The 15957-nt window shown below is 49.5% G+C and carries 15 protein-coding genes; 6 read left to right on the forward strand and 9 right to left on the reverse strand.

What is annotated here, in order from left to right; genetic code table 11:
* Positions 1 to 76: 76 nt before the first annotated feature.
* Positions 77 to 787 carry a response regulator transcription factor gene (locus ABV298_RS12855; RefSeq protein ID WP_353722493.1) on the forward strand — a complete coding sequence of 237 codons (711 nt, stop codon included), beginning with the start codon at positions 77 to 79 and terminating at the stop codon, positions 785 to 787.
* A 3-nt stretch (positions 788 to 790) separates the two neighbouring features.
* On the opposite strand, the gene ABV298_RS12860 is transcribed toward ABV298_RS12855, so the two are convergent.
* Positions 791 to 3283 carry an AsmA-like C-terminal region-containing protein gene (locus ABV298_RS12860; RefSeq protein WP_353722494.1) on the reverse strand — a complete coding sequence of 831 codons (2493 nt, stop codon included), beginning with the start codon at positions 3281 to 3283 and terminating at the stop codon, positions 791 to 793.
* Positions 3284 to 3495: 212 nt separating this feature from the next.
* Here ABV298_RS12860 and lysS point away from each other — a divergent pair, with 212 nt between their 5' ends.
* The gene (gene lysS, locus ABV298_RS12865) at positions 3496 to 5211 is read left to right on the forward strand and encodes a lysine--tRNA ligase (protein WP_353722495.1); all 1716 of its coding nucleotides are present in this window, start codon (positions 3496 to 3498) and stop codon (positions 5209 to 5211) included.
* A 64-nt stretch (positions 5212 to 5275) separates the two neighbouring features.
* On the opposite strand, the gene ABV298_RS12870 is transcribed toward lysS, so the two are convergent.
* Positions 5276 to 5470, reverse strand: a complete 195-nt coding sequence (locus ABV298_RS12870) for a cold shock domain-containing protein (RefSeq protein ID WP_015813455.1) — start codon at positions 5468 to 5470, stop codon at positions 5276 to 5278.
* 351 nt (positions 5471 to 5821) lie between these two features.
* On the opposite strand from ABV298_RS12870, the gene ABV298_RS12875 reads away from it, so the two are divergent.
* Positions 5822 to 6043, forward strand: coding sequence for a PspC domain-containing protein (locus tag ABV298_RS12875; RefSeq protein WP_015813454.1), 222 nt, complete (start codon positions 5822 to 5824; stop codon positions 6041 to 6043).
* On the opposite strand, the gene ABV298_RS12880 is transcribed toward ABV298_RS12875, so the two are convergent.
* The 5 genes from ABV298_RS12880 to ABV298_RS12900 all read right to left on the reverse strand — a co-directional run bounded on the left by ABV298_RS12880 (position 6024) and on the right by ABV298_RS12900 (position 11551).
* On the reverse strand, positions 6024 to 7052 hold the full coding sequence (locus ABV298_RS12880; protein ID WP_353722496.1) for a glycosyltransferase family 2 protein: 1029 nt from the start codon (positions 7050 to 7052) through the stop codon (positions 6024 to 6026). The genes ABV298_RS12875 and ABV298_RS12880 overlap by 20 nt on opposite strands.
* 12 nt (positions 7053 to 7064) lie before the next feature.
* The gene (locus ABV298_RS12885) at positions 7065 to 7412 is read right to left on the reverse strand and encodes a YbaB/EbfC family nucleoid-associated protein (protein ID WP_353722497.1); all 348 of its coding nucleotides are present in this window, start codon (positions 7410 to 7412) and stop codon (positions 7065 to 7067) included.
* A gap of 55 nt (positions 7413 to 7467) precedes the next feature.
* Entirely contained in the window at positions 7468 to 8049 is a 582-nt protein-coding gene (locus ABV298_RS12890; protein ID WP_353722498.1) for a gliding motility-associated C-terminal domain-containing protein, read from the reverse strand.
* Positions 8050 to 8098: 49 nt separating this feature from the next.
* Entirely contained in the window at positions 8099 to 9388 is a 1290-nt protein-coding gene (locus ABV298_RS12895; protein ID WP_353722499.1) for a hypothetical protein, read from the reverse strand.
* Between the two features lie 189 nt (positions 9389 to 9577).
* Complete coding sequence (locus tag ABV298_RS12900) at positions 9578 to 11551, reverse strand: gliding motility-associated C-terminal domain-containing protein (protein ID WP_353722500.1); 1974 nt, start codon at positions 11549 to 11551, stop codon at positions 9578 to 9580.
* 193 nt (positions 11552 to 11744) lie between these two features.
* Here ABV298_RS12900 and ABV298_RS12905 point away from each other — a divergent pair, with 193 nt between their 5' ends.
* Genes ABV298_RS12905 through ABV298_RS12915 form a run of 3 tightly spaced genes read left to right on the forward strand, consistent with a single transcriptional unit; the run spans position 11745 to position 14430 of the window.
* Positions 11745 to 12986 (forward strand): bifunctional 3,4-dihydroxy-2-butanone-4-phosphate synthase/GTP cyclohydrolase II, encoded by a 1242-nt coding sequence (locus tag ABV298_RS12905; RefSeq protein ID WP_353723180.1) that lies wholly within the window; start codon positions 11745 to 11747, stop codon positions 12984 to 12986.
* Positions 12983 to 13411 carry a GNAT family N-acetyltransferase gene (locus tag ABV298_RS12910; RefSeq protein ID WP_353722501.1) on the forward strand — a complete coding sequence of 143 codons (429 nt, stop codon included), beginning with the start codon at positions 12983 to 12985 and terminating at the stop codon, positions 13409 to 13411. The genes ABV298_RS12905 and ABV298_RS12910 overlap by 4 nt, the downstream gene beginning before the upstream one ends.
* 41 nt (positions 13412 to 13452) lie before the next feature.
* Positions 13453 to 14430, forward strand: coding sequence for a bifunctional ADP-heptose synthase (locus ABV298_RS12915; protein ID WP_353722502.1), 978 nt, complete (start codon positions 13453 to 13455; stop codon positions 14428 to 14430).
* Between the two features lies 1 nt (position 14431).
* Here the strand turns inward: ABV298_RS12915 and ABV298_RS12920 are convergent, their stop codons facing one another.
* Both ABV298_RS12920 and ABV298_RS12925 read right to left on the reverse strand, forming a co-directional pair.
* Positions 14432 to 14875, reverse strand: coding sequence for an META domain-containing protein (locus ABV298_RS12920; protein WP_353722503.1), 444 nt, complete (start codon positions 14873 to 14875; stop codon positions 14432 to 14434).
* Positions 14876 to 14939: 64 nt separating this feature from the next.
* Complete coding sequence (locus tag ABV298_RS12925; RefSeq protein ID WP_353722504.1) at positions 14940 to 15920, reverse strand: hypothetical protein; 981 nt, start codon at positions 15918 to 15920, stop codon at positions 14940 to 14942.
* Between the last annotated feature and the right edge of the window lie 37 nt (positions 15921 to 15957).

Below are 15957 nucleotides of genomic sequence, written 5' to 3' on the forward strand. Positions count from 1 at the left end.
TGTTAACAATAGATTTCCCGATATAATCAGAACATCACATCTGCTAATTTCGAATCGTGTTTTAATCTACAAAACAATGAGCACTGCTAAATCTGCAAACTCGGCTCCGAAAGTACTGGTAGTTGACGACGATTCCGACATAGTTGAACTTCTCGAATATAATTTAACCAAGGAGGGCTATTCGGTATTAACGGCGTCCAACGGCAAAAAAGCCATCGACATCGCCAAAGCATTCGTACCCGACCTCATCCTCCTCGATATTATGATGCCGCAACTCGACGGTATCGAAACCGGTCGGATCCTCCGCCAGAACCCGGATATCAAAAACACCTATATTCTGTTCCTGACGGCCCGCTCCGAGGAATACTCGGAAGTGGCGGCTTTTGAAGTCGGGGCCGACGATTACATTACCAAGCCCATCAAGCCACGAGCATTGATGAGCCGTATTAACGCATTGTTCCGTCGCGAAGCGCAAAAGGCCGAGTCGGGCGACACGATCGAAATCCTGGATTTGTCGATCAACCGCAAGAACTACACCGTGACACAAGGCGGAGAAAAATCGACGGTTTTGCCCAAAAAGGAATTTGAGCTCCTGTTTTTCCTCGCGCAGACACCAAACAAAGTTTTCAGTCGCGACGAACTGCTTCAAAAGATCTGGGGGGCCGATATTTATGTTCTCGAACGTACCGTCGACGTGCATATCCGGAAACTCCGTGAGAAGCTGGGCGACAATTATATCAAGACTTTGAAGGGCGTGGGTTACATGTTCAGCAGCGAGCGGGAATAGCCATCACCGCTCGATGTCGTCGAATTTTCTGACATCCGCCTCGTCTTTGGATTTGTCCTTCTTCTTTCGCCGGAAGGCCAATTTGAAATTAACTTCGCCGTTTTCGTCCACGGCGCGGAGAAATATCTTCGAGCCCTCGCGTTTTTCCGGGTTATTGGGGTCCAGCACGTAAGTCGAGTCGCGTTTTTTGAGATTGCTGAGTGGAATCTGGATGTTGATATCCGTTTTGTTCCCGAAACTGTAAGTCCCGTCGATAAAAAGTGTGAACACATTGGATTCGATTTCCATGGGTGCTATTTCGATCTCCTGCCCGTGCAGCCTGAAATCGTTACGGATCGGCGCGAACCTGACGCGTTCGAAATTCCGCCTTTTGAAAATCAGCTTTTTCATTTTCATAAACGGCTCGAAATTAATAATATAAGCGTTCGTCAGATCGATCCTCAACAACCCTTTCATGCTCGACGGCACCAGTTTCACGTTGTTGTTCAAATTCGATTCGAAGCTGAATTCCGTATTCAGAATACCTTTCAGGTTTTGGTGGGTAAGGGTTTTCTGTCCGAAATTGTCGAAAGAGTAAAAAACAGAATGAACGTCCGCATTCTCGATCCTGGCCCTGACGGCCATATGCGGCAACTTTCCCGCACCAGAGTTGTCCATTTCGCCCGATAGCCGCACTTTGCCCTCCCCGAAAGCCCTTAACTGAAAATATTCGATGCTCACCGCGTTGTTGCTGATCGTGAGCTTTCCTTTCACGTCCCGGCCTGTAAAATGCCGGTATCGTACCTTTCTCGCATCGAGCTTCGCGACGATCTCCATTTTATCGATCGCATTATCGAGCAGGTTCGACAGTCGCAGCGATTTTCCGGATCTCGGCTTGCTGGTACCTGGGGCGGCCAGTAATGTTTCGAGCCAGTTGAGTTGCCATTCGGGAATGTTGATATCGACATTTGCACGCAACGGCTTGGGAGAGCCGAAAAGATAAGGAATGAGGTCGAGCAGCGTCCCGCGCACATAAAGCATATTCTGGCCATCGTAAAACCGGAGGTTGGGCAGCACCATAACCTTCTCGTTAAATGTAAGGTCCCCGTTGACCTTGCTGATCCTTACCTTCTGCGGCAGGTAATCCATCGCGATGTTTTTGAGCGCAACTTTCCCAGCGACCTTCCCGTCGAAACTATCTTTCTCGGCATTGTAAAACCGCTTCAAATTCCCGCTGAAATGGAAATCGATCCTCGCGGAACCGTGCCTGAAACGGTAACGGGCGGGATCGAGCAATGCGCCCATATTTGTGGAGTCCGCCTCAATGCGGCCATCGATTTCGGCGCGCGGATTACGGAAATTATTGACAACGAGCTTGAAAGCGAACGGAATAGTCTCGAAAAAGCCCGTAATCTTCGGTGCGATCAGGCGGGAGTTGTAGACGTCGGCCAGTCTGGTTGTATCCGCACGATTGGTGAATGTCCCCGAAGCCCTCACTTTACGCAGCACGCCTACCGGAAGGTTATATCTGAAAGTGTCCGTTTGAAAATGCACATCTACCTGCGGTTTCAGGCCCGGCCGCCCCAGTATCCCCGCCACTTTCACCTGCGTATCCACATTGGCCCGGATGCCGATGGAATCGATCTGCTTTTGCAATCGCTGATTCAGCAGCGGCAATGCGTCTTTCACAGCGATCCCTTTTGCCTCGAAATTAAGGTTGAATATTTTAATGGTATCCGAAAAATCGAAAACACCGTTGACCCCGATCTTGTTATGTGTGGCGCTCTCGACGATCGACGGATAGATTTTCAACTTCTTCTCATCCTCGTCATAGCCCAGCGCGAGCGCCAGCGTCGTCTCCTGCTTTGTCAAGAAACCACCTTTGTCGGCATTGAACGTGAGACTATTGAAAAATACTGCTCCGGTAAAACTCGCATTGGTACTGGAATCGGTACGTTCGATGATGTTGGTGGCGTCATGAAAAAGAGCGCCGAAGTATTTTCGTTTCACCGAATCGGAATAACTGACAGCAAAGTTCACGAACCGTACATTACCCAGCTTTTTTACGACCCCGTCGTTATCACCCTTTTTGGAGTCCTTTTCAGGTTTGGATTTGAAAATAGACAGATTGGAGTATCCGTCCCGTTGCACGAACAATTTCAGGCCGCCGTCTTCCAGTACCAGGTTCTTAACGCGGACATCTCCTGAAAATATCCGTTTGAAATCCAGTGCGATGTGAATTTTCTCCGCTTCCAGAAACGGTTTATGGTGAACGTTGTAGAGCGTGTCTGTCAGTTTTACGTCATATAATGTAAAGTTCAGCCCCAGTCCGCCATAAAAAGGCCTGAATTTGAAGTCGCCTATGGCTAGGTTCCCGTTCAGATTTTCGTTGATCGCCTCCTGCGCACGCCTGAAAAGCTTCTCCCTGTTGCGGTAAACCCAGAGCTCTACCGCTCCGAAAAGTATAAAGCCAATCAGTGCGACGATTCCAAGGATTTTAAAAACTTTCGAAAACATGAAACGAAGAGGTTTAGCGCTGTTGATGTCAGTGGGGAACAGGTCGCTCCGATTACAATATAAGCAAGACATTAATAGCGTGCCAGAAATAATGTCCTACCGGCAACCACCGTATCTTACCGGCGGTTTTACTCGCTATTGAGCACAAAATGTAGTAGTTTTGCGCACCGTTTTGGAATACCTAGTTCCATTTACCTATCCATTACTGTAAAATGCTACTTAGCGAACAGGAAATACTGCGCCGTCAGAAGCGCGAAGAACTCATGCGAATGGGTATCGAGCCCTATCCCGCGGAAGAATTTGTCGTGAATGCCTACGCGGCCGACATCCTTAAAAACTACGAGAACAACAAGATCGACTATAAACACGTCACGATGGCCGGCCGGCTGATGGGCTTCCGTATCATGGGAAGCGCCGCATTCGCCGAATTCCAGGACAGCACCGGGCGTATTCAGCTGTACTTCCGCCGTGACGACCTCTGCCCCGGCGAGGACAAGACATTGTACAACACGGTTTTCAAAAAACTGCTCGATATCGGCGACATTATCGGTGTGACAGGGTTTGTTTTTACAACTCAAACCGGTGAAATTTCGGTCCATGTGCAGGAATTCAGGATATTGAACAAGTCGCTGCGCCCGTTGCCGGTCGTGAAACGCGACGAAGACGGCAATGTACACGACGGGTTTACGGACCCCGAACTGCGTTATCGCCAGCGTTATGTGGACCTGATCGTGAATCCCGAAGTACGCGACATCTTCGTCAAACGTGCGCGGATTATCACTACCATGCGCTCTTTCTTCGATGCCAATGGCTGGCTGGAAGTGGAAACACCGGTGTTACAGTCTATTCATGGCGGAGCCGCCGCACGCCCTTTTACCACGCACCACAATGCGCTCGATATGGATTTGTACCTGCGTATCGCGACGGAGTTACATTTGAAACGGCTTATAGTGGGTGGCTTCGAAGGGGTATACGAATTCGGGAAGCTGTTCCGCAACGAGGGCATGGACCGCACCCATAACCCGGAGTTTACCACCGTGGAGCTCTATGTGGCCTATAAGGACTACCTCTGGATGATGAAAATGACCGAGGAGGTGTTCGAAAAAGTTGCCCTGGCTGTGAATGGGACAACGAAAGTAAAATTCGGGGATGTCGAACTCGATTTTGCGGGCCCTTATCCAAGACTGAGTATCACCGATGCGATTAGACAATATACCGGCCTGGACGTAGAAACGCTCGACGAGGCCGCGATCCGCGAGCAATGCCGCGCCTGGGGAATGGAAGTGAACGACAGCATGGGCAAAGGCAAGCTGATCGACGAGATTTTCGGCGAGAAAGTGGAATCGAATATCATCCAGCCTACATTCATTATCGACCACCCTGTCGAGATGTCGCCGCTGACCAAGAAACACCGCACGAAGAAAGGCATGGTAGAGCGTTTCGAGCTGTTCGTGAACGGAAAAGAAATCGCCAATGCCTACTCGGAGCTAAACGATCCGATCGATCAGAAAGAGCGCTTCGAGGATCAGCTCCGACTGAAAGAACGCGGAGACGACGAAGCGATGGAAATGGACGACGACTTCATCCGCTCGCTGGAATACGGCATGCCGCCAACCGCCGGTATCGGGATCGGCATCGACCGCCTTACAATGCTGCTGACGAACAACGCGAGCATCCAGGAGGTCATTTTCTTCCCGCAGATGCGTCCGGAGAAAAAAGCGGAGATCGCGAAGGAATCCGATTATGTGAATGCAGGAGTACCCGCGGTCTGGATTCCGGCGTTGCAAAAAATGAACATCCTGACGATCGAGCAATTGAAAAGTGCAAATCCGAACAAGATTTTCAATGATCTCGGAGGAATGCGTAAAAAACTGAAAATTGAGGAAAAAATGCCCCTGCTGGACGACGTGAAGTCTTGGGTAGAATAGATTATCAATTAAAAATGCCGCTGGACCAGCGGCATTTTTAATTCCTTTTGCAAAAAAAATACAATTATATCTTTTTTACCTGCACAGCGTTAAGTCCTTTTTTACCTTCAACGACCTCGTATTCTACTTGGTCGTTTTCACGGATAGTAAGTCCTCCCAATCCTGTAACATGGACAAAAATGTCCTTTTTTGTGTCGTCTTCCACGATGAAGCCGTATCCCTTAGCTTCATTGAAAAATTTTACAGTACCTGTTGGCATAATAGTTGAAATAAAAAAATTGAAATAAGGTGAAAATACAGAAGATCTGTCCGCGTTTCAGTTAAAAGTCGAAATGGCTCTACCAAATAATTGAGGGAGGCTCAACGCATTAGCAAAAGAAATTTTGGAAATTCTCCCGAAGACATCTTGATTATAATGAACAACTTACAAAATCTTCAATCACAAAGAAACAAAAATTGTTTGTAAAACAATTTATTTGATTAAAGAATTTGAAAATTTACGAGCAAGCGGTATTTTGGCATTTTGGCATATTTAAAGCAAAATTCACACCGCAGAATTGCATATCACGGCGAAAATCGCTAATTATGAGGCAATTATCACAAAACAGGTATGAACAAGTTTAGGTATTTCGTTGAGAACCAAATATTTGGGGTTTGTGCAGAATTGGGAGAAAAGCTGAACTTCCCGGCCAGCAGCATCCGCAAATACTTTATCTATGCTACATTCATGACCTTTGGCTCGCCCATCATCCTGTACTTGGTTCTGGCGTTCTGGATGGAATTGCACCAGCACTGGCGCCGGCACAACAGTCCTACGATCTGGGAACTTTAACGGGTTCGATGCCGGTCAGCTTGCCGAATTTGTGTTTTCCTAACACAAAATATTCCCAAACTACACTTCTGTAATAAAGCGGCGCCCTGTAACGCGTTCGCTGCGTTTTACGCGTCAATTCCGGGATCATCCGGTAAAAGGCGAAATGTGCCCTGACAATGGCTAAAACGTCGGGCCATGCGCCGGTAGCCATAAAGCGGACGCTCGAAAGACCATCGAGTACCAGCCGGATCAGCACCGTTTTCCACCTGCGCCCTTTCGGCAGGTTTTTATAGAGCATGATCAGGTTGTTGCGGTAATTCAGGAAAGTTTTCCTCGGATTCGATTTATGCAATGTGCCCCCGCCAACATGAAAAACCGTCGATTTGCCACAATACGTGATCCGGTAGCGCATATTAAGCAAGCGCCAGCAAAGGTCGATCTCTTCCATGTGGGCGAAAAATGATTCATCGAACCCCGACGCGGCATGGAACGCGGACGAACGAACGAACAGACAAGCGCCTGTTGCCCAAAAGACGTCTTTTTCATCGTCGTATTGGCCCAGGTCCTCCTCACGCGTGTCGAAAATGCGCCCCCGGCAGAACGGGTAGCCGAGGTAATCCATGTAGCCACCTGCCGCACCTGCGTACTCGAAGTGGGTAGGCAGGTCGTACGCACGTATTTTCGGCTGGCAGGCAGCGATAAGCGGGTCCGACTCCATAAATGCGATCACCGGGGCGATCCAGTTCTCGGTAACCTCGATGTCGGAGTTGAGCAGAATGTAATAATCGGCCTGAATGCGGCGCAAAGCGTCATTATAACCTCCGGCATACCCCTTGTTTTCGCTGATAATGAGGGTATTCAGCTGCGGATAATGCGTATCGAGCCATTCGAGCGAATGGTCGGTGGAGGCATTATCGGCAATCCAGATGGCATGGCCTTCGGAGTGTTCGATGACTTTGGGAAGAAATTTTTCGAGATAATGCTGACCGTTATAATTCAGGATTACAATCGCAACAGAGGGAGTCATTCAGGTATTCGGTTATTTCATGAAGCCGCCCAAATCCAGCCCTGGAATGTTGGGAAGCACTCCATCCGTTGCCTTTTGCAGATGTTGTTTGATTTTGGGTTCGATATTGTCAAACGCCTTATTGACAGCCGCCACGATCAGGTCTTGCAACATTTCCTTGTCGTCGGGATTCACCAGATCGCGGTCCACGTCCAGGCTGATCAACGTCTTCTGTCCATTAACTGTCGCCTTCACCATTCCCCCACCCGATTCGGCGGTTTCGGTGATATTAACGAGCTGCTCCTGTGCCTCTTTCATACGCGACTGAAGGTCCTTCATTTTACCCATGAGGCCCATCATGTCCGCCATATTTCCAAACATAGCTGTACTTATTAAGTTTAAAACTTGAAAAAACTTATTTTACGGAAATAGTTCCTCACCGTAAAAGCATAAAAGTACCGCTTTTTTCAACAGTTTGATCGATGTCGTCGACGAAAGTCATCTTGTAGTAATAGTAGCCCACCGGCGCATTCGTCCCGTCCACCGTGCCGTCCCAGCCTTTGGCAATGTCATCCGAATGGAACACCACTACGCCCCAACGGTTCATGACGGAGAAACTAAACGATTGCAGCTGAGTGGATTTCGCCTCAAGTATATCATTATATCCGTCGCCATTCGGCGTAAATGCATCCGGCACGAACACGCCCGCGTTTCTCCGGTAATTGATAATATTGGACAAGCTCTCGAAATCTCCGTTTTGAGAAGCAGCCTTGATTTGGAAGTTGTATTCCAAATCGCTCTGCGAATTGAGTTTCACCGTGTAGCTCGTGTTCTTTTGTACCGGAATTTCCTCCGAACTTCCGCTCGATCCGGTTTGCAGTACCGTGTAGCCGTCGAATCCCCCTAGAATAGGCGCTTCGCCCGTCCAGTTAAGGGTTGTCAGATTTTTATTTAAAAGTATCGTACAAATCGGCTCCGATACAGGCACTTTCTGCCCGCATGAGTTTTCGTAACTCATTCGGTAGCAATACGAAACCTCGCTGGTTTTGGCGTCATTGTCAATGTATTCACTTTGGTTGTAAAGCGTGATGATTTTTTTGAATAATGTACTGCCTGCTTCCGCGCGTTCGACTGACAGCTCGTAGGATGTATTGGGCCCCCGCTCCGGGAACATCGGCCTTGATTACGACGCTACTCGCATCCAATACGGAAACAGAACCGCCATTCAGCGGCCTGGCCGAACCTGTTTCAACCTTGATCCCGACGGCGGCGGAGGTGGAAGTTGCCGTTTTCAACCTGGCTACTACCTGATATTCGGCAAAAGTACCGCACTCTACGTCCTGATCCGTATAAGTTGTCTCGCCTATCCCTGTGAAGCTTTTGATAACGGTCCCGTCACGAAGCAAATCATATCCATCAAACTGGGAAGCATCGGCATACTGGTTCCATTTCAGCGTGTTCGTACCGTTGGCAGTGCTGGCGGACAACGTCATTGTGCTGATAGGCTGCGTTTCGGTACTGCCCGCACACAGGTCTTCGGAAGAAAGCCGCAGCTTATAGATCTGCCCCGTGTTCATTCCTTTGATATCGTACGGCTGGGTGCCGCCGGTGGAACGCTTTCCGGAAGTTACATATGTGTTACCGTCCGTACTGTACTGAATGTTGGTTGGAATCCCGGCTATACCCTTGTAAGTCAGCCGGATCGTGCCGTCGCTCCGCATTTCGACCGCGCTCATCTGGATTTCATTGAGCTGCGGGCGTTCGAATTTGATGGCCAGGTTATTGGTAATCCCTTTGGCACAGGCCTTACCTCCGGCATACAGGCCAGTGATTGAAACGGTAGGACTGGTCGCCACGCTTGCATAGTTATGTTCGAACCTAAGGGGATTGCCCTTTTGCCACTTTATGACTTCTCCATCGCCCCATTTTATCTCGATCTCGTCGTAAGCTTTTAATATGGCGTCGTCGGTGAGGATCATGATAACTTTACCGCCGCCACAGGAGGAATATTGTGCAGTAACAGGTCTCGATTCGTAGATTCTGATCCGCTCGCAATGCGAAAATTCCTCTCCGTTCCTCTTTACACCATATTGTAAAAGTATCCCCGTCGCTGCAACCGGGTAAGTATAGCTGGTTCTCGACAATAGTCCGGGCTCGCCGCCCAGGTAGTTCAAATCGTAGCCTACGTAAGTAACATTCGGGACTGTGCTTTTCCATTCGACATACAAAGGAGCACAGCCTTCGGTGGTGTTGATAGTGAAGCCCCCACCCCCGATACTACATTTTCCCTGACCGTAACCGGTAACCGCAGAAAATAAAATGAAGAAAAAAGAGAAGGAAAGTAGCGTTATTCTCATAAGTGTGGCAATATTTTAACCCTGATCCTTTTTCAAAGACGATAGATAAAACAACAAGTTTGGGGAATCATAACGAATTCAAAAAATGCGATAGCAAAAATAAGCTATTTAGGGGTGGCAATAATGCGTACCTATTAAACGGGATTATTAAAAAAGTATTATCCTGCAAGAAGCGGTATTGGAAATATCCTATCTTATCAACAAAAAGCTCCCATTCCTGACAACCGCTTGTCCGGAAGCATCGGTAGCTTCGATCTTGTACAGGTAATACCCACCCGACGCTTTTCCCGTTTTTACGTTTCCATCCCATCCTTCGGCGATATTGTCGGAATGGAAGATAACCTCGCCCCAGCGACTGAAAATCGACATGCTGAAAGTTTTGATAAAGTAAGCTTTCACCTCGAAGCGTTCATTGTATGCGTCACCGTTGGGCGTAAATGCGTCGGGGACCAGAATGATGGCTTCACTCCTAAAATTCAATAAATTGGATAAACTTGTAAAGTTGCCGTCGGAAGATTTCGCTTCAACCCGGTAGGAGAAATCCGATTGCGACGCCAGGTCGAGCGTATGGCTGGTGGAAAGGCCTTTCAATATGACGTCGATTACGTTTCCGCTTGCGTCGACCTGCTGCAAATTGTAGGATTCGATCGTGCTGATAAACGGCGCGTCGGGATTCCAGACGATATCGGGCGAATTTGTTGTGAGCAATATAGAGCACACAGGCGTACTGAAATTGGGCGATTTCATTTTACAGGCGTTCTCGTACTGGAAACGATAGCAGTAGGAATGCTGTGACGTATTCACATTCGCGTCGTCCCATTGCAGGCTTTGGTTGTTCGCCGGCGAAACCACTTCATAATTTCCGCTACCGAGTAATGCGCGTTCGACGACCAGGTTATAGCTGCTTGTAAGCCCTTCGCCCGACAGTTCCACTTTGGTCCCGATCGTGTTTTCGTCCTTCACCGTCACAGTCGCATTCGTAATGTCGCCGGGCGCGGAAGTTTTGGGTTCGAGACTAATGGGTGCCGAGTACGAACGGACATCGTTTTCGATAATGGCAACCACTTCGTATTGGTAGGTATTACCGCATTTTACATCGGTGTCTTCGTAGGAACGCTTGTCGGTCGTATTGAAAATAACAGCTCCATTCCGTTTCAGCTGGTATCCCATCAGGCGGTCGGTATTAGGCTCGTTTTCCCATTCCAACGCAATAATTTCATCCAGCGACAAGCCCCCTTGCTTGATCGCTATACTGCTTACGATCGGGCTTTTAACGATATTGCCGCAGATATCGGTCGACCAGAGCTGAAAGCGGTACACCAGTTTGGGATCGAGCAAAGGTACTGAGGCCGACTGCGGGCCGCCGGTTTTTCCGCTTTGGTTCGTAAATATGAAGTCATCGTTACCCTTGGCGATATACAGCTTCGTTTCTACTCCTTCCATTCCCTCATAAATCACTTTCGCATTGCCGTCCGCCGGCAATTCCACGCTCCTTATCCTGATACTTGCAAGCGACGGCGGCGGTGTGTTCGCCGTAATGGTTGTCACATTTGTATTGGTAGCGCACTGGCCATCCGTGTACGTTCCTTTCAAGGTAATGGCCGGGCGGGCGCCTGCGTAGGTGTGGTCAAAATAGGCGGTGCTGGTAGTCTTAATGTTCACCGTCTCCTTCGCGCCGTCGCCCCAGTTGATCTCTATCGCGTCATACGCTTTGGAAATGTCGTCGCTCACGATGGTCAGCCGAACCTTGCCGTTGGTGCATGCGATAATTTCCGCCCTGGGGCCGCGGGTCTCCTTTACTGTTACATCCTTGCATTGGCTGAAACCTGTGCCATTGGCGCTGCCATATTGAAGGATCGTGTATGTGCCGGGTGTCTGATAGGTAAAAGTGGAATCCTGGGTCGTCTCGCTGGTATTGGGCGGAGTGTTCTGGCTGCGGTCGAAACGAAAGGCATAAGTAAGGCTCTCCGGCCTGGGAACGAGGTTTTTAACATTTACCGTTAATGGAGCACATCCCGCGGCAGGTATCACGTTGAACCCGCCCGTGGTTCCGCAAAAGCTTTGTGTAGCGTCCGTCCTCGCATTGGTGCCCTGACCCGAAACTTCGCGTTGAAAAAGCGAAAAAAAGCCCAGCAAAAATGTGATCAGTAGCTTATGTTTCATCGATGAGTAATGTAGGTTCGGCGAGTGTGTCTGATGGTTGCTTCCCGTTGAAACGGATCGTGCAAATCCTTTGTTCAATTTGTAACGGACGTTCAAAAATAGAACTTTCGACATTATCAACGTACCTTTACAGGGTAAAAACGAGTTTTGGTTTAAAACTATTTTTTCATTAACCCGATTAATGAGTAACAATATCAACCCGATTGCACTGGACTCTATCGAGGAAGCCATCGAAGCGATCAAAAGAGGGGAGCTTATCATCGTCGTAGATGATGAGGACCGTGAAAATGAAGGTGATTTTATCTGCGCTGCCGAACTGGTAACGCCGGAAATAGTCAATTTTATGGCAAGGGAAGGCCGCGGGCTCATTTGCGTGCCGATTACCGAAGAACGTTGCGCTGAGCTGGAACTGGAAATGATGGTGGGTAACAACACGGCCCTGCATGAAACTGCATTCACGGTTTCCGTCGATTTGCTCGGACATGGCTGTACTACCGGCATTTCTGCGAGCGACCGTGCCAAAACCATCCAGGCGCTGGTCAGCAAAGATACCAGGCCCGAAGATCTGGGCCGTCCGGGGCATATTTTCCCGTTGAAAGCCAAAAGAGGCGGTGTGCTTCGCCGCACAGGCCATACCGAGGCTGCGATCGACTTTCCGCGCCTGGCAGGCTTATCGCCGGCAGGCGTGCTGGTTGAAATTTTGAATGAGGACGGCTCGATGGCACGCCTTCCCCAGTTGCGCGAGATTGCCAACCGGTTCAACCTGAAACTCGTCAGCATTAAAGACCTGATCGAATACCGGCTCCGCAAAGAATCGCTGATCAAGCGGGAGATCGGGGTGGATATGCCTACCAAATGGGGCCATTTCGACCTGATTGCCTACCGGCAGATCAACACCGGCGACCTGCACCTTGCATTGGTGAAAGGTACCTGGGAAAAAGACGAACCCGTGCTCGTGCGCGTACACTCGTCGTGCGTTACGGGCGATATTTTCGGTTCCTGCCGCTGTGACTGCGGCCCGCAACTGCACGCCGCTATGGAAATGGTGGATCAGGCGGGCAAGGGCGTGATCGTTTATATGAATCAGGAAGGTCGCGGAATCGGTCTTTTGAATAAACTAAGGGCCTATAAGTTGCAGGAAATGGGCCGCGATACTGTGGAAGCCAATCTGGAACTGGGATTCCCGATGGACGACCGCGATTATGGTGTCGGAGCGCAAATCCTGCGTGATCTGGAACTGACCAAAATCAAGCTCATTACCAATAACCCGAAGAAACGCGCGGGGCTGATCGGGTATGGTCTGGAAATCGTGGATTCAGTAGGGATCGAAATACCGGCCAACCCTTACAACGAGAAATACCTGCTCACCAAGCGCGACAAAATGGGCCATAACCTGAACAATCTGACCATCGTAGGACATAACAAAGGACTATGACGATCAAAACCATCCAAAACGACGACGATATCCTCAAATGCCGCGGCGCCATCCAGGCGCTGCGGCCATTGCTTACCGACGACCTCTATTTCGAGGCCGTGAAGCGAACCCTCGCCGATAACCGGCAAATTATATTCATCGAAGACAGCAGCCCCGATGCCGCCGCAGTGGCCGTTTTTGAAACCGGTTACAATCTTTTTCGTGGAAAATATATCTACGTCGACGATCTTTCGACTTTACCGGCACAGCGTGGGAAGGGTTACGCAGGAATGCTGCTCGACTGGATCGCGGAATATGCCCGGAAGGAAGGATTCAACGAAATACATCTCGATTCCGGTGTAAACCCGGCCCGCACCGACGCCCACCGGCTCTATCTCAATAAAAGATTTCAGGTGACCAGCCTGCATTTCGTGGCCAGGGTCTGATTTTTTATAGCAGATTTGGCGGCCATTTAGCATATAACTACATGACAATCGATCAGGTTTTTGAAGCATTTGATACCCTTCGTGTACTGGTAATCGGCGACGTAATGCTCGATTCCTATGTTTGGGGAAAAGTTGAAAGAATATCGCCGGAGGCACCGGTGCCCGTGGTTAATGTTCAGGAAAGAGAATACCGGCTCGGCGGCGCCGGCAACGTGCTGCTGAATGTACAATCATTGGGTGCGGAAGCTATCATTTGCTCAGTAATCGGTACCGACGGCCCTGGTGACCTGCTCGAAAACAGCCTGAAAGATAAAGGATTGAACTGCGAGGGCCTGATCCGCAGCGACGACCGCATTACCACTATCAAAGAGCGCATTATCGCCGGCTCCCAGCAGGTTGTGCGCATCGATACCGAAACGGATAGACCTGTTTCCAAAACAGAAACCGAAAAGCTGATCGCGAAAGCCAAGGAACTGATACCCTCCTGCCATGTGATTATTTTTGAAGATTACGACAAGGGCGTACTCACTCCTGAATCCATTGCCGAAATCACCGCATTCGCCAATGCCAGCAACGTCCCGACGGTTGTGGATCCCAAAAAGCGTAATTTCCTGGCCTATAACCACACCACGCTTTTCAAACCCAACCTGAAAGAGCTCCGGGAAGGCTTGAAAGTTGATTTCAATGTGGATAACCTCGACGAACTGAAAGCCACCGTCCGGCATTTGAAGGACACGCTCCAAGCGAAAGGCGCGTTGATTACCCTTTCGGAAAGAGGTGTTTTTATCGATTTCAAAGAAGAAACCCACAAGCTCCCAGCACACATCCGCCAGATCGCCGATGTTTCCGGCGCCGGTGATACCGTTATCAGCATTGCGGCCTGCTGCGTGGCGTTGGGGCTTCCTCCCAAAAGCGTAGCCGCCATTTCAAACCTGGGTGGCGGGCTGGTTTGCGAGATGGTCGGTGTAGTGCCTATCGATAAAAACCTGCTGAAATCGGAGGCCAAGAAGCTTATCTAACTCATTTCCGGGTGAAGCGCATGACGCCGATATCCCCGGAAATGAAGTTCAGCGTATTTCCATCCGTGATCGAATAGCTCGTTACTTTTTTGAGGGTTTCGACAAATTTGTTTTCTCCCTCGCCGGGACAAAACATTTTCGTCATCATGAACGGCTCCGTGAAATCGATCTTCTGTCCGTCGGTTTTTAGTTTTCCGGCAAACGAATTGCAACTGGTGTTACCGCTGAACTTCCGCTCCGCGACGTCAAATTTGATGAATGGTTTCTTCTCCTTGTAAGCCTCTTCGAAGGAGCTTCCCGGTAACATGATATAATTCAGCTCCCATTCGCCTTCCAATGTGGTTTTTCCGGACGTGGCCGTTTGCGTGGTTTGTGTAGCTCTGCCGCTTTTACAAGCGGCGAATCCGATCAGAAACACAAGTAAAATAAGCCCATAAGTCCTCATATTGCTAATATTTAAGTGATGAAGTCCTGTTTCGGGCTAATTTACAAATATTCCGACCACAAAATCACCAGTTAATACCGCCTTCGCCAAGGCTCATCCTGCGCATAAACTTCGCCGACAGCCTCGACCGGCTGGTAATGTAGCGCACGCTCGCACCTATGTAAGGCGTGGTCGCGGGCGTGTACGAGGTCAGGTTTTCCCGCGCGCTGTTGAATGTACGCAATTGCCGGAATGTGGTCACACCCGCCTCGACCGACACGTTCAACACCGAAAACAAATGCGCATTGGCCGCAACGCCGGTTTTGATCTGCCGGTAATTTTCGCGCCGCAATGCTTTTTCCTCCGGCGTCTGCACCTGGAATCCACCGCTATACCCGTTCAGCCCGGCCAGCAAATCGACATTGAACCATTTGGTAGCCCTGTAATTGGCATTCACCATAAACGGCAGCAATGCCGAAACGCGCCAGTGTTTACCCAAACCTTTATTGACCCCGAAAACCGGAATGAAACGCAGCTTCTGGTTATAGGCCAGCACGGAACCATACATGAACTGCGTACGAAGCCCGAGAATGTGCATGCGTGCCGCGCCGCCCCAGAAGAACGGCTGGGGGCTGAAAAACGTCTCATTGCTCTCCGTCATGCCCAATCCGCCCCCGTATACCCAAAGCCGGTCCTTGATGCTGGCCTGCAAACGGAGAATGCCCAAGGATAATGTTTTATAACCGTTAGCTGGATCATTCTTACCATCGAAAGTAGGTTGTAATTGTGTGTATTGTGCCAAAGCAACGGTATGGACGGCTCTTAAATCGAATTTTTTTCGAAGGCTATAACCTAGCTGTACCTCGCTTTGCAAAGGTATTATCCCGAAAAAGCTTGTTCTTGAAAGGCCATAATCGCGCGTCCCGTCGAGGCCCGAAGGCACGTAATAATCCGCTTTAAGCGTCAAATTCGGGTAAAAGAGGCGGCTTAGGGAAAAATGCTGAGCTTCTGCCGGAATGACCAGGCCGAGAAGCAGACAGGTTAACAGGATGCGCGGGTTAGCCATGCAGAAAGTTAGGGGATGCGTTAAAATGTTGGCAAAT

Source organism: Dyadobacter sp. 676 (assembly GCF_040448675.1).
In the GTDB taxonomy this organism is placed as follows: domain Bacteria; phylum Bacteroidota; class Bacteroidia; order Cytophagales; family Spirosomataceae; genus Dyadobacter.

Bases quoted from the DNA above. Each gene is read 5' to 3' on its own strand.
- ABV298_RS12855 (WP_353722493.1), top strand. From the start codon at position 77: ATGAGCACTGCTAAATCTGCAAACTCGGCTCCGAAAGTACTGGTAGTT.
- ABV298_RS12860 (WP_353722494.1), bottom strand. From the start codon at position 3,283: ATGTTTTCGAAAGTTTTTAAAATCCTTGGAATCGTCGCACTGATTGGC.
- lysS (WP_353722495.1), top strand. From the start codon at position 3,496: ATGCTACTTAGCGAACAGGAAATACTGCGCCGTCAGAAGCGCGAAGAA.
- ABV298_RS12870 (WP_015813455.1), bottom strand. From the start codon at position 5,470: ATGCCAACAGGTACTGTAAAATTTTTCAATGAAGCTAAGGGATACGGC.
- ABV298_RS12875 (WP_015813454.1), top strand. From the start codon at position 5,822: ATGAACAAGTTTAGGTATTTCGTTGAGAACCAAATATTTGGGGTTTGT.
- ABV298_RS12880 (WP_353722496.1), bottom strand. From the start codon at position 7,052: ATGACTCCCTCTGTTGCGATTGTAATCCTGAATTATAACGGTCAGCAT.
- ABV298_RS12885 (WP_353722497.1), bottom strand. From the start codon at position 7,412: ATGTTTGGAAATATGGCGGACATGATGGGCCTCATGGGTAAAATGAAG.
- ABV298_RS12890 (WP_353722498.1), bottom strand. From the start codon at position 8,049: ATGAGTTACGAAAACTCATGCGGGCAGAAAGTGCCTGTATCGGAGCCG.
- ABV298_RS12895 (WP_353722499.1), bottom strand. From the start codon at position 9,388: ATGAGAATAACGCTACTTTCCTTCTCTTTTTTCTTCATTTTATTTTCT.
- ABV298_RS12900 (WP_353722500.1), bottom strand. From the start codon at position 11,551: ATGAAACATAAGCTACTGATCACATTTTTGCTGGGCTTTTTTTCGCTT.
- ABV298_RS12910 (WP_353722501.1), top strand. From the start codon at position 12,983: ATGACGATCAAAACCATCCAAAACGACGACGATATCCTCAAATGCCGC.
- ABV298_RS12915 (WP_353722502.1), top strand. From the start codon at position 13,453: ATGACAATCGATCAGGTTTTTGAAGCATTTGATACCCTTCGTGTACTG.
- ABV298_RS12920 (WP_353722503.1), bottom strand. From the start codon at position 14,875: ATGAGGACTTATGGGCTTATTTTACTTGTGTTTCTGATCGGATTCGCC.
- ABV298_RS12925 (WP_353722504.1), bottom strand. From the start codon at position 15,920: ATGGCTAACCCGCGCATCCTGTTAACCTGTCTGCTTCTCGGCCTGGTC.